This window comes from Nocardioides sp. SLBN-35, assembly GCF_006715725.1.
GTDB lineage: Bacteria > Actinomycetota > Actinomycetes > Propionibacteriales > Nocardioidaceae > Nocardioides.
Window position 1 is genome coordinate 1,068,296 of sequence record NZ_VFNU01000001.1, and the last position, 12,674, is coordinate 1,080,969.

Below are 12,674 nucleotides of genomic sequence, written 5' to 3' on the forward strand. Positions count from 1 at the left end.
AGCGAAGCGACGGCCAAATCACGCAGCGATGTTGATCAGCCAGTCGACGCCGTACTTGTCCTTCAGCATCCCGAAGCTGTCGCCCCAGGGCGCCTGCTCGAGCGGCTGGTGGATGGTGGCGCCGTCGGAGAGGCCGGCCCACCACGCACGGAGGGTGTCGCCGTCCTCGGCGGGGCCGCTGATGCTGACCTGCTGGGTCTGCGGCTCGCCGGGCACGTGCTTGGGGTGGTCGGCGCCCATCAGCAGGACCGACGGGGAGACCGACAGGGCCGCGTGCATGACCCAGTCGCTCTCGCCCTCGGCCTCGGCGACGCTCGCCGCGGTACCGCCCATGTCGGCGAAGGTCATCACGCTGAGCTCGCCGCCGAGAACCGACTGGTAGAACTCCATCGCCTCGCGGGCCTGGCCGCGCCAGTTGATGTAGGGGTTGAGGTTGATCGCCATGGCTGCTCCCCGGGGTTGTGGTCCACTCGTTGTGGACGCGATGCCGGGAAGACTGTCACCTCACGATGAACTCATCGCTCCTCGGCGACTGAACTCTCCGGAGCGCTGCCCGCGGCGATCTCCCTGCGCTGCCTGGCCGCGGGGCGCTTGTGGCGCCACCACTCCCAGGCGACCGGGACGGCGGAGAAGGCGAGGATGGCGAGGGTGACGTAGTCGATGTTCTCTCCGAGCGCCGGGATCGCGGCGCCGAGGAAGTAGCCGAGCAGGGTGATCGAGACGACCCACAGCACGGCGCCGATCGCGCTCCAGGTGAAGAAGCGGCGCCGCTCCATCTGGGTGACGCCCGCGACGACGGTGATGTAGGTGCGCACGAACGGCACGAACCGGCCGATGACGAGCGCCTTGTTGCCGTGCTTGTCGAAGAAGGCGCTGGTGTTGTCGAAGTACTTCTTCTTCAGGATCCGGCCGTCGCGCTCGTAGAGCGGCGGCCCGAGCTTGCGGCCGATCTCGTAGCCCGCGACGTTGCCGGCGAACGCGGCGATCACGAGCAGGACACAGGCGATGACGAGCTCGACCGGCTCGTTGGAGATCCCGACGACGGAGTACCCCGTCTTGTTGCTCCCTGCGATGAACAGGCCGAGCGCGAACAGCAGCGTGTCGCCGGGCAGGAACGGGAAGAACAGGCCGCACTCGACGAAGACGATGGCGATCGCGATCCAGATGAAGGTGGTGCCGTACTCGTGCTGCAGCCACTCCGGGTCGAGCCACTTGATGCCGAGCAGCATGGGTACGACGAACGGGGTCGCCACCAGCGAGTTCACGATGACACGCTACCGGCCGTTGCCCAACGGGGTGGTCGTTAGGGTGCGATCCGTGGACGAGCCCAGGGACGAGGAGGAGCGCGCGCCGTACGACCCCATGCCCCACGGGCCGCCCGAGGTCGGGGTCGGGCCCTGGCCGGGCGCGTGGCCGGAGGGCCCCGGGAGCGAGGTGTACGACGAGAGGCTGCTCCGCGACGGCGACCGGCGCAATGTCGTCGACCGCTACCGGTACTGGTCCGTCGAGGCGATCGTCGCCGACCTCGACACCCGCCGCCACGGCTTCCACGTCGCCATCGAGAACTGGCAGCACGACTTCAACATCGGCACCATCGTCCGCTCCGCCAACGCCTTCCTCGCCGCCGAGGTGCACATCGTCGGCAACCGACGCTGGAACCGCCGCGGCGCCATGGTCACCGACCGCTACCAGCACGTGCGCCACCACCCGACCGTCGCCGACCTGCACGCCCACCTCGCCGAGACCGGCGTACCTCTGCTCGGCATCGACAACCTCCCCGGCTCCGCCCATCTCGAGACGATGCAGATCCCCGAACGGGTCTGCTTCCTCTTCGGTCAGGAGGGGCCGGGGCTCTCCGACGGCGCCCGCGAGGCCTGCGACGGCACCTTCTCGATCGCCCAGTTCGGCTCCACCCGGTCGATCAACGCCTCGGCCGCCGCCGCGATCGCGATGCACTCCTGGGTGCGCCAGCACGCCGACCTCGGCAGCGACGAGGCCTGGCGGGGCTAGGCGGGCTCGGTCTCCTCGAGCCGCCCCCGCAGGGCGTGCAGACCGCGCGACGTGTGGCTCTTGACCGTCCCCTCGGAGATGCCGAGCTCGGCGGCGACCTCGGCGACCGGCAGCCCCAGCCAGTGCCGCAGCAGGACCGCCGCCCGTTGCTGGGCGGGCAGGGTCTGGAGCGCGGCGACGAGCGAGTCGCGCTCCTCCACGCCGATGCCTGGTGAGGCCGCGATGTCCGGCAGCGTGTCGGTCGGCACCTCGCGGCGTACGGAGCGCCGCGACTCGTCGATCGCCGCGTTGAGCAGGATCCTGCGGACGTAGGCGTCCTCGGTCCCGTGGCGCGCGACCCGCGGCCAGGCGACGTACAGGCGCACCAGCGCGGTCTGCACCAGGTCGTCGGCACGGTGCCAGTCGCCGCACATGCCGTAGGCGATCCGGCGCAGCTGGTCGCGGCGGGCGGTGGCGAACTCGACGTACGCCGCCTCGCGCTCGGCGCGCCTCACTGCGCGGCCTCGGTGAACCCGGCCAGCTTGTAGGCGACCCAGCTGGACAGGTTGTGGTAGCCGGAGTCGGCCGATGTCTCGGTGTTGCCGCCACCGCTCTGGTCCCGGGGATCGTCCCCGCGGGCGGAGTAGCGGAAGAGCAGGACGAACGTGATGTCGCCGCCCTTGCGGAGCGCGAGCGCCACGGAGTCGGCGATCGGTTCGCTGCCTCCCGCGAACATCCCGTCGACCGGGCCGTCGATCCGGTCGACCACCTCCCAACCGTTGCGGACCAGGAGGTCGTGCTCGTCCTGTGGGTCGTAGCCGGCCGGGAAGTCGTCGTTGAGCCCCGCGGTCGAGGCCAGCCCCTCGGCGGAGACGCCAGCCGCCACCTGGACCGACCCGTCCACCTGCGTGCCCCCGAACCGCGACGTCACCGCCACTCCGGCACCGCCGATCACCAGGGCCAGCGCAAGCGCAGCCGAGCCGCGCGCGAGTCGCCGGCGTCGTACGGCGCGCCGTCCGGCGCCCACCGTCGCCGCGACGTCGAAGGTCGGTGGCGGGGGCGTGCGCAGCTCGGCGCCGAGCCGGTCGGTGATGTCCTGCATCGGTCCTCCAGGGGTGGGGGGTTCACTCAAGCAGGGATACGCACGCCGACAGCGATCGGTTGTCACGGTAGGTTGAGGTGGACGTCACCGCACCCTGCGCAGGAGCCAATCGCATGCCCATCGCCACCCCTGAGAAGTACGCCGAGATGCTCGACGCCGCGAAGGCCGGCTCGTTCGCCTTCCCGGCCATCAACGTCACGTCGTCGCAGACCCTCAACGCGGCGCTCAAGGGCTTCGCCGACGCCGGCTCCGACGGCATCCTGCAGGTCTCGACCGGCGGCGCGGAGTACCTCTCCGGCCCGTCCGTCAAGGACATGGTCACCGGGTCGGTCGCCTTCGCCGCGTACGCCGCCGAGGTCGCCAAGAACTACCCGGTCAACATCGCGCTGCACACCGACCACTGCCCCAAGGACAAGCTCGACGGCTTCGTCCGGCCGCTGCTCGCGATCTCGGCCGAGCGCGTCGCCCGGGGCGAGGCGCCGCTGTTCCAGTCGCACATGTGGGACGGGTCCGCCGTACCGCTCGACGAGAACCTGCAGATCGCCGAGGAGCTGCTCGCGAAGGCCGCCGCGGCCAACGTGATCCTCGAGATCGAGGTCGGCGTCGTCGGTGGTGAGGAGGACGGCGTCGTCGGTGCGATCGACGAGAAGCTCTACACCACCCCCGAGGACGCCCTCGCCACCGTGCGGGCGCTCGGGATCGGCGAGAAGGGCCGCTACATGACGGCCCTGACCTTCGGCAACGTGCACGGCGTCTACAAGCCCGGCAACGTCAAGCTGCGTCCCGAGATCCTGCGCGACGCGCAGGCCGCGGTCGTCGCCGAGCTCGGCCTCGCCGACGGTGCCCGGCCCTTCGACCTCGTCTTCCACGGCGGCTCCGGCTCCACGCCTGCGGAGATCGCCGCCGCGGTCGACTACGGCGTGGTGAAGATGAACATCGACACCGACACGCAGTACGCCTTCACCCGGCCCGCCGCGGACCACATGTTCCGCAACTACGACGGTGTCCTGAAGGTCGACGGCGAGGTCGGCGACAAGAAGGCCTACGACCCGCGTGCCTGGGGCAAGGCCGCCGAGGCCGGCATGGCCGCCCGCATCGTCGAGGCCACCGAGAACCTGCGCTCGGCCGGCAAGTCCGTCGGCTGAGGCACCGGTGGTCGAGGAGGTCGCGCAGCGACCGTCACGAGACCCCGGGCTCCCCACCGCGGCGGACGTCGACCGGGCGGCCGGCCTGCTCGACGCGGTCATCCCGCCGACCCCGCTGCAGCGGGCCGACCGGCTCTCCGCACTGACCGGGTACGACGTCTGGCTCAAGCGCGAGGACCTCACCCCGGTCCGCTCCTACAAGGCCCGCGGCGCCTACACCGTGCTCGCCGGGCTCTCCGAGGAGGAGCGGGCCCGGGGCGTGACCTGCGCGAGCGCCGGCAACCACGCCCAGGGCGTCGCGTTCGCTTGCGCCCGGGCCGGCGTGCACGCCACGATCTTCCTGCCCCGCACCACCCCACGGCAGAAGCGCGACCGGGTCGCCGCCCTCGGCGGTGACCAGGTCGAGGTCGTCATCGCCGGCGACCAGTACGACGACGCGGCCGTCGCCGCCGCCGACTTCGCCGCCGCCTCGGGCGCGAGCGTCGTCCCCGCCTTCGACCACCCCGGGATCATCGCCGGCCAGGGCACGGTCGCCGCCGAGATCCTCGCCCAGTCCGCCGCGCTCGGCTGGCAGCCCGACGCGCTCGTGCTCCCGGTCGGCGGCGCCGGCCTGATCGCCGGCTCCCTCACCGTCCTCGCCGAGCGGCTGCCCGGCGTACGCGTCCTCGCCGCCGAGCCCGCCGGTGCCGCCTCCCTCGCCGCGGCCCTGGCCGCCGGTGGCCCGGTCGAGCTCGGCTCCGTCGACCCGTTCGTCGACGGTGCCGCCGTACGCCGCGTCGGTGACCTCACCTACCGCGCCGTCGCCTCCGCCCGCGCCTCGGTCGACCTGTCCGCGGTCGCCGTGCCCGAGGGCCTGATCTGCGTCGAGATGCTCGACCTCTACCAGGTCGACGGCATCATCGCCGAGCCCGCCGGCGCGTTGGCGCCCGCGGCGCTCCGCCTTCCCGGCCGGGAGGGCTTGGAGGCGCTCGCCCCCGGCAGCCGGGTCGTCGTGGTCGTCTCCGGCGGCAACAACGACGTCTCCCGCTACGCCGACATCGTCGAGCGGGCCCTGGTCCACGAGGGCCTCAAGCACTACTTCCTCATCGAGTTCCCGCAGGAGCCGGGTGCCCTGCGGCGCTTCCTCGACGACGTGCTGGGGCCCGACGACGACATCACGCTCTTCGAGTACACCAAGCGCAACAACCGCGAGACCGGGCCCGCCCTGGTCGGCATCGAGATGCAGTCGCCCGCCGACCTCCCCGGGCTGCTGGCCAGGATGGAGGAGTCGCGGCTGCGGGTCGAGAAGGTGCCGCCGGACAGCCCGCTGTTCGGGTTCGTGCTCTCCTGACGGGAGCCTGGACGACAAAACTGGCGCTGGGACGAGGAAGCTTCCTCGTCCCAGCGCCAGTTTCACCGGCCGGCCGGTGAAACTGGCGGCCGCCTGAAATCCGAGCTCAGTGCCCGAACCCCTCGTGCCGCGGCTTCTCGTAGAACATCACCGCGACCAGGCCGACGGCGTACATCACCGCGGGCAGCCACAGCGACTGCTGCATCGCCTTGCTGAACAGCTCGGCCACGTGCGGGTCGGGGATCCGGGCGGCGCCGGCGTCGCCGTGGGCGGCGGCGCCGGGGAGGTAGTGGGCGAGGCGGCTGTCCATGAGGACGGCGATCGCGGCCGCGCCGAGCACCGAGCCGACCTGGCGGGTGGCGTTGTAGACGCCCGCGCCCGCGCCGGCCAGCTGGATCGGAAGGTTGCGGTTGGCAGTGGCGGCGGTGGGGGCCCAGATGAAGGCGTTCCCGATGCCGATGACGCCCATGGGCACGGCGATCTCCCACACGGAGATGCCCGGCTCCAGGCGCCACATCAGCAGCAGGAAGCCGACCAGGCTGACCGCGAAGCCGAAGCCGAGGACCTGGCGAGGGTGCATCCGGTCGGTGAGCTTGCCAACGGGCTGGGCCAGGAAGATCGACATCACGGCCATCGGCAGCATCAGCAGCGCCGCCTGGGTGGGGGAGTTGCCGCGGACGGCCTGGGCGTAGAGCATCAGCGGGAAGCCGAACGACGCGCCGATCGAGCCCATGCACATGATCGCGACGTTGGACACCGAGAAGTTGCGGTCCTTGAACAGGCTGAGCGGCACCAGCGGCTCAGCACGGTTGAACCACTGCCACAGCACGAACGCGACGAACAGGGCGAGGCCACCGGCGATCATGGCGATGATCCAGCCGGCCCAGTCCATCTGGTGGCCCTCCTGGATGCCGAAGCAGAGCAGGAACATGGCCGCGCCCGACAGGGCGACGCCGAGCCAATCGAACTTGTGAGCGTGGGTGGGCAGGGCGGGGACCAGGCGCCAGGCCATGACGAAGGCGACCAGGCCGACCGGGATGTTGACGAAGAAGATCCACTCCCAGCCCAGGCCGTCGGTGAGCACGCCACCCAGGATCGGGCCGACCACCATCGCCACGCCGGCAGTGGCCCCCCAGACCGCCATCGCGCTGCCCCGCTTGGCCGGCGGGAAGATGCGGGTGATGATCGCCATCGTCTGCGGCGTCATCATCGAGGCGCCGAAGCCCTGCACGACGCGGGCCAGGATCAGCGCCTCGACCGTCGTGGTCAGGCCGCACCACAGGGAGGCGAGCGTGAACACCGTGAGGCCGGCGAGGTAGAGGTACTTCGAACCGAAGCGGTCACCGAGGCGTCCCGTGATCAGCACCGGGACGGCGTACGCCAGCATGTAGGCGCTGGTGACCCACACGACGTCGTTGACCGATGCGTCGAGGTCCTCGATGATCGTCGGCGTCGCGACCGTGACGATCGTCAGGTCGACCAGGATCATGAAGAACCCGATGACCAGGGCCCACAGGGCCGGCCACGGGTTGCTCTCGGCCGCCGCGGGCGCGCTCGCCGCGGGGGAGGTGGATGCACTCTGGGTCACGAAGACAAGTCAACACCCGGACGCCGACACTGCTTCCCGCCCGCGCCAGAATGGGGCCCATGAGCATCACGCCCGGCGCCGACCTGATGGCCGGCCCCCCGCCCACCCACCTGCCCGTCGACCCCGCCGAGGCGCTCCTCGCGGAGGGCAAGGCCCCCGCGGACGTCGTACGCCGCCTGCCGTCGTCGCCCCTCGCCTGGGCGACCCTGGCCGAGCAGGCCCGCGACGGCGGGGCCGACGACGTGACGGTCTACGCCTACTCCCGCGTCGGCTACCACCGCTCGCTCGACCTGCTGCGCCGCAACGGCTGGAAGGGCAACGGGCCGGTGCCGTGGGAGCACGAGCCGAACCGCGGCTTCCTGCGCGCGCTCGGGCTCCTCGCCCTCGCCGCCCGCGCGATCGGTGAGACCGACGAGTGGGAGCGCTGCTCCGCGTTCCTGCGCGACTCCAGCCCGACGGCGTACGACGAGCTGCTGGGCTGAGCCGACCTGAGCCCAGCCGGCGGCTCGTCAGTGACGCACGAGCCGCCGGACCGGGGCGATGACCAGAGCGTTCAGCGCCGCGCCGAGCGACGGCAGCCAGAGCTTCACGTCAGCCCCGCACGGCCAACCAGGCCGCGACGACCAACAGGATCAGGCCGAGCGCGGCCGCGATCGGCAGGTCCGTGGCTCGCGAGCCCCGGTGGGCGCGGGTCGCGGCGGGGCGGTCGGCCGCCGGCACCGGCTCCGTCGCGCGGTGCTTCTGGGTCATGGGCGTGGTTCGCATGAGAGCTCCTTGTCCGAGACGTTCACCAGTCCGGACGGGGTCCGGCGGCGTTCATCACGCGGATTTCGGAGAAATCCTCAGGGAACGAGCAGCGAGCGCACCTTGTCGTGCCCCAGGGCGGCGAACAGCGTGGGCAGCCGCGGACCACGCTCGGCGTCGACGAGCAGGTGGTAGAGCAGCTTGAAGAACGCCTTCTGGTCGGCCTTGACCTCGTCGGTCGGGGCGTCGTCGAGCGTCAGCCCGCGGGCGATCTTGGGCACGCCGTAGATCACCGTGGTGAGCCCGTCGACCTGGTCGGCGGCGTCGAAGGCGGCCGCGAGCCGCTTGACCAGGAGCCCGAGCCACGCCTCCTCCTGCTCCGACAGCGACGCCAGCCGGTCGGTGTCGGCGGCCTCGCGGACCGTCGTGCGCTCCTCCGGGTCGACGTACTCGGTGATCCAGGTGGCGGCCTTCGCCAGCCGCGGCTCGAGGTCCGCCTCCGAGGCGCCGACGGTGCGCGCGGTGATCTCCCGCGAGCCGGCGGTGACGTCGGCGACCGACGACAGCATCCGGAACGGTACGACGACCGCCGGGGTCGGCAGCGTGCCCGCCGTCGACGTCGCGGAGGCCCGCTCCCAGGCGAGCACGGCGGCGTCCCGCTTCTCCGGGATCGCGGCCTTCTTCGTCAGGGCGTCCCACTCGTCGTACAGGCGCAGCACCTCCTGCCCGAAGTCGACGTTGAACGCCTGCTTGGGCTGCCGGCGCGCGTAGAGCCAGCGCAGGATCGGCGCCTCGAGGATCCGCAGCGCCTCGGCCGCGGTGGGCACGCCGCCCTTGGACGACGACATCTTCGGCATGCCGGCGACGCCGACGAACGAGTAGCCGACGAACGACGGGGCGGTGCCGCCGAAGATGGGGCCCACGATCTCCTTGCCGACGGTGTACGACGAACCGGGCGAGGCGTGGTCGACGCCGCCGGGCTCGAAGTGCACGCCCTCGAAGGTCCAGCGCATCGGCCAGTCGACCTTCCAGACCAGCTTGCCCTCGTCCTGCGTGGCGACGTTGGTGACGTAGGAGTCGCCGCACACGTCGCAGGTGTAGGCGAGGTCGGTCGTCTCGTCGTCGTAGGACGTCAGGGTGACCGTGTCGCGTCCGCAACCGCGGCAGTACGGCTTGTAGGGGAACCGGGCGAGGTCCTCGCTGGCGCCGTGGCCCTCGTCCTCATCGGCGTCCGGGGCGTCGCCGCTCTCGACCTTCTTGGTGCGGAAGCGCGCCATCACGGCCTCGATCTCGTCGCGCTTGCGGATCGCGGTGAGCACCTGCTCCCGGTAGGCGCCGGAGCGGTACATCGCGGTCTGGTCGACCTCGACCATGTCGCAGCCCATCTCGACGAGCGCGGCACGCAGGGGCGCCTTGTAGCGCTCGCCCCAGTTGGCGAACTCGCCCGTCGGGTCGGGGACGGCGGACAGCGGGCGGCCGATGTGCTCGTTCCAGGCGGTGTCGATGCCGGCCGGCACCTTGCGGAACCGGTCGTAGTCGTCCCAGCTGTGCAGGTGGCGCACGTTGATGCCGCGGCGCCGGATCTCCTCGGCCACGAAGTGGACGGTGAGGAACTCGCGCAGGTTGCCGAGGTGGATCGGCCCGGACGGGCTGATCCCGGACGCGCAGGTGACCAGGTCGGGCAGGGTGCCGCCGTTGACCTGCTCGGCGTGCCGCAGCGCCAGGTCGGCGGTCCGGGTCACCCAGTCGGCGGGGTCCTGCTGCTGGTTGCTCTGTCCACGTGCCACGGCGCCCAAGCCTATTGCGCTAGAGGTGGGGGACCACCATCGCGTACGCCGCCGGCTGCACCCGCCACGTCCGCGACCGCACCGGCCCGTCGATCTCGCCGTCGCTGTTGCACTCGAACGCGGTCCCGCTGACCCGCACCGTGCGGCCCCGCAGGATCCGGACGTCGCGGTGCTCCTCGTGCCGTGCGAACGGGAGCCGGACCAGGTAGCCCAGCCGTGCGAGAGGACCGCGCGGCGTCGCGATCAGCACGTCGACCTCGCCGTCGTGCGGCTCGGCGTCGGGGGTGAGCTCGGTGCCGCCGCCGACCGAGGCGCCGTTGCCGACGGCCACCATGAGCACCGGCTGGTCGACGTCGACGACCACCTCGCCGTCGACCTCCACCCGGACCCGCAGGCTCGGCGGGTTGATCGCGGTCTGCAGCGCCCCGATCGGGTAGCCCACCCGGCCCAGCCGCTCCTTCCACCGCGCACCCCGCTTGCCCGCCTCCGCGCCGGCGCCGAGGTGCACGCTGTTGACGGTCACCTGGCCGTCCTCGTCGACGACCAGGTCCGTGGGCCGCGGGGTGCCCGCCAGCACCACCCGCGCCGCCTCCTCGGGCTCGAGCGGCAGGCCGAGCGTGCGGGCGAAGTCGTTGCCGGTCCCGAGCGGGACCAGGGCGAGCTCCCTGCCGGCCAGGTCGCCGCGGGAGTGCAGCGCCTGCACCACCGCGTGGATGCTGCCGTCCCCGCCGGCAACCACGATCCTGCGGTCGCCCGCGTCCTCCAGCACGTCGTCGAGCTCATCCTCGGAGGAGGTGGCGGCCACCTCGACCTCGGCGCCCTCCCGGAGCACCGCGAGCGCGGCGTCGACGGCCTCCCGGTCCGCCGTACCGGCCTCGCCGTTGGTGATCAGCAGCAGTCTCGTGGCCACGCGCCCACCCTAGGCATTGGCAGAACTTGCCGACGTACCCCGGGCGCGGCCGTGGTTGTATCCGCGTCATGAGCACGCCCCGACGCTGGACCGCCCGCGAGCTGATCGACCTCGTCCTGGACGAGGGCTCCTACGAGTCGTGGGACACGCCGGTCGACATCAGCGGGCACGGCGAGGTCTACCGGGCCGAGCTGCGCGCCGCCGCGGAGAAGGCCGGGACGGACGAGTCGGTGCTGACCGGCCGCGGCACGGTGCGCGGGCGGCCGGTGGCGTTCGTGGTCAACGAGTTCCGCTTCCTGGCCGGCTCGATCGGCGTCGCGGCGGCGACCCGGATCGCGGCCGCCGTACGCCGGGCGACGGCGGAGGGCCTGCCGGTGCTGGCGAGCACGTCGTCGGGCGGCACCCGGATGCAGGAGGGCACCCGGGCGTTCGTGCAGATGGTCGAGATCTCGCGGGCGCTGATGGAGCACCGCGCCGCCGGCCTGCCGTACCTCGTCCACCTGCGCCACCCCACCACGGGCGGCGTCTACGCGTCGTGGGGCTCGCTCGGGCATGTCACGGTCGCCGAGCCGGGCGCTCTGGTCGGCTTCCTCGGCCCGAAGGTCTACGAAGCGCTCAACGGCCGCCCGTTCCCCGAGGGCGTCCAGCTGGCCGAGAACCTCGCCGCCCACGGTGTCATCGACGCGGTCATCCCCGTGGAGAGCATCCCGGCGCTCGTCGACCACGCCCTCGGCGTGCTCGTCGACCCGCCGTCGTCGCCCGAGCTCGACCGGCGCGATCCGGTCACCCGCGGCACCACCCTGGACCACCCGGTCTGGGAGGACATCGAGGCGACCCGGGCGCCGGGGCGGGTCGGCGTACGGGACCTGATCAGGTACGGCGCCGCCAGCACGCTGCGGCTCAAGGGCACCGACGAGGGCGAGCGTGACGACTCGGTGCTCATCGCGCTGACCCGCCTCGACGGCCAGCCGTGCGTCCTGGTCGGCCAGGACCGCTCCCGCCAGACACCGGCGACCCCGATGGGGCCGGGTGCGCTGCGCGAGGCCCGGCGGGCGATGGAGCTCGCCGAGGAGCTGCGGCTGCCGCTGGTCACCGTGATCGACACCCCCGGCGCCGAGCTGTCGCAGCACGCCGAGGAGGGCGCGATGGCGGGCGAGATCGCCCGCTGCATCGCCGGGCTGGTGACCATGACCGTGCCGACCGTCTCGGTGATCCTCGGCCAGGGCTGCGGCGGAGGCGCGCTCGCGCTGCTGCCCGCGAAGACGGTGCTCGCGACCGAGCGCGGTTGGCTCTCGCCACTCCCGCCCGAGGGCGCGAGCGTCATCGTCCACGGCGAGCCGTCGCGGGCCGCCGAGATGGCCGCCCAGCAGAAGGTCGGCGCGCTCGACCTGCTCGCGGACGGCGACGTCCACGGCGTCGTCCCCGAGACCGACGGCGACACCCCCGAGACCCTCGCCCGGGCCGTCGTCGCGGAGATCGCCGCCCGCCTCGCCGACCCGGCTCGAACTGGCTCCTAACGCCCGCCGACCCGGCTCGAACTGCTCTGAAATCCCGCCGACCCGGCAGAAAGTGTCTTGCTCATGAGGCACTTTCTGCCGGGTCGGCGCGTTTCCGGCGCCACTCTGCGCCGGGTCAGCGGAAGATCCGGACCACTTTGTGCCGGGTCGGCGAGGCCGGAACAGTCAGCTGACGGCCATGTCCTCGCCGGACCAGAACGCCCGCATGCTGGTGATCCGGCCGTCGTCGTCGAAGGTCATCACGTCGATCGGGGCGAGGGTGAACGTCTGGTCGCCGGCCTTGGTGGCCAGCTCGAAGGAGAAGGCGGCCTCGTTGCCGGCGACGCGGGCGAACAGCAGGCGGCCGGACTGCTCGAGGCCGTCGAGGGTGCCGTAGAACGACGCGATCTGCTCGCGGGTAGTCAGTACGTCGGAGCCGACCGGGTCCTCGAGGGTGGCGCCGTCGGCGTACAACGCCACGACGTCGGCCGAGGAGCCGGTCGCGACGAGGTCGACGTACTTCTGGATGGTCTCGAGGATGGTCTCGCGGCTGGCGCCCATGGCTGCTCCTAGATCTAGAACA

General features: G+C 72.1%; 14 protein-coding genes. 5 read left to right on the plus strand and 9 right to left on the minus strand.

The window, feature by feature from the left end; translation table 11 throughout:
• Nucleotides 1–18: 18 nt before the first annotated feature.
• Nucleotides 19–444, minus strand: coding sequence for a VOC family protein (locus FBY23_RS05210; RefSeq protein ID WP_141797179.1), 426 nt, complete (start codon nt 442–444; stop codon nt 19–21).
• A 71-nt stretch (nt 445–515) separates the two neighbouring features.
• Nucleotides 516–1,265: a DedA family protein gene (locus tag FBY23_RS05215; protein WP_260805764.1), complete on the minus strand. Its 750-nt coding sequence runs from the start codon at nt 1,263–1,265 to the stop codon at nt 516–518.
• 97 nt (nt 1,266–1,362) lie between these two features.
• On the opposite strand from FBY23_RS05215, the gene FBY23_RS05220 reads away from it, so the two are divergent.
• On the plus strand, nt 1,363–2,010 hold the full coding sequence (locus FBY23_RS05220) for a TrmH family RNA methyltransferase (RefSeq protein ID WP_141800869.1): 648 nt from the start codon (nt 1,363–1,365) through the stop codon (nt 2,008–2,010).
• Here the strand turns inward: FBY23_RS05220 and FBY23_RS05225 are convergent.
• Complete coding sequence (locus FBY23_RS05225) at nt 2,007–2,504, minus strand: SigE family RNA polymerase sigma factor (protein WP_141797180.1); 498 nt, start codon at nt 2,502–2,504, stop codon at nt 2,007–2,009. The two genes, FBY23_RS05220 and FBY23_RS05225, sit on opposite strands and share 4 nt — an antisense overlap.
• A complete protein-coding gene (locus FBY23_RS05230) occupies nt 2,501–3,091 on the minus strand; it encodes a hypothetical protein (RefSeq protein WP_141797181.1) in 591 nt (196 codons plus the stop codon). The genes FBY23_RS05225 and FBY23_RS05230 overlap by 4 nt, the downstream gene beginning before the upstream one ends.
• A 113-nt stretch (nt 3,092–3,204) precedes the next feature.
• Here FBY23_RS05230 and fbaA point away from each other — a divergent pair, with 113 nt between their 5' ends.
• Both fbaA and ilvA read left to right on the plus strand, forming a co-directional pair.
• Nucleotides 3,205–4,236: a class II fructose-bisphosphate aldolase gene (gene fbaA / locus FBY23_RS05235; RefSeq protein ID WP_141797182.1), complete on the plus strand. Its 1,032-nt coding sequence runs from the start codon at nt 3,205–3,207 to the stop codon at nt 4,234–4,236.
• A 7-nt stretch (nt 4,237–4,243) separates the two neighbouring features.
• Entirely contained in the window at nt 4,244–5,566 is a 1,323-nt protein-coding gene (gene ilvA, locus FBY23_RS05240; RefSeq protein WP_141797183.1) for a threonine ammonia-lyase IlvA, read from the plus strand.
• A 106-nt stretch (nt 5,567–5,672) separates the two neighbouring features.
• Here ilvA and FBY23_RS05245 read toward each other — a convergent pair whose 3' ends face one another.
• Nucleotides 5,673–7,154, minus strand: a complete 1,482-nt coding sequence (locus FBY23_RS05245) for a DHA2 family efflux MFS transporter permease subunit (RefSeq protein ID WP_141797184.1) — start codon at nt 7,152–7,154, stop codon at nt 5,673–5,675.
• 59 nt (nt 7,155–7,213) lie between these two features.
• Here FBY23_RS05245 and FBY23_RS05250 point away from each other — a divergent pair, with 59 nt between their 5' ends.
• Complete coding sequence (locus FBY23_RS05250) at nt 7,214–7,636, plus strand: DUF3151 domain-containing protein (protein WP_141797185.1); 423 nt, start codon at nt 7,214–7,216, stop codon at nt 7,634–7,636.
• Between the two features lie 109 nt (nt 7,637–7,745).
• Here FBY23_RS05250 and FBY23_RS25880 read toward each other — a convergent pair whose 3' ends face one another.
• The 3 genes from FBY23_RS25880 to FBY23_RS05260 form a co-directional block, all read right to left on the minus strand.
• Nucleotides 7,746–7,919: a hypothetical protein gene (locus FBY23_RS25880; RefSeq protein WP_160158166.1), complete on the minus strand. Its 174-nt coding sequence runs from the start codon at nt 7,917–7,919 to the stop codon at nt 7,746–7,748.
• Nucleotides 7,920–7,996: 77 nt separating this feature from the next.
• Nucleotides 7,997–9,685 (minus strand): lysine--tRNA ligase, encoded by a 1,689-nt coding sequence (gene lysS, locus FBY23_RS05255; RefSeq protein WP_141797186.1) that lies wholly within the window; start codon nt 9,683–9,685, stop codon nt 7,997–7,999.
• 19 nt (nt 9,686–9,704) lie between these two features.
• Complete coding sequence (locus tag FBY23_RS05260) at nt 9,705–10,595, minus strand: diacylglycerol kinase family protein (protein WP_260805765.1); 891 nt, start codon at nt 10,593–10,595, stop codon at nt 9,705–9,707.
• Between the two features lie 68 nt (nt 10,596–10,663).
• On the opposite strand from FBY23_RS05260, the gene FBY23_RS05265 reads away from it, so the two are divergent.
• Nucleotides 10,664–12,112, plus strand: coding sequence for a carboxyl transferase domain-containing protein (locus FBY23_RS05265; protein ID WP_141797187.1), 1,449 nt, complete (start codon nt 10,664–10,666; stop codon nt 12,110–12,112).
• 165 nt (nt 12,113–12,277) lie between these two features.
• On the opposite strand, the gene FBY23_RS05270 is transcribed toward FBY23_RS05265, so the two are convergent.
• Entirely contained in the window at nt 12,278–12,652 is a 375-nt protein-coding gene (locus tag FBY23_RS05270; RefSeq protein ID WP_141797188.1) for a nuclear transport factor 2 family protein, read from the minus strand.
• Between the last annotated feature and the right edge of the window lie 22 nt (nt 12,653–12,674).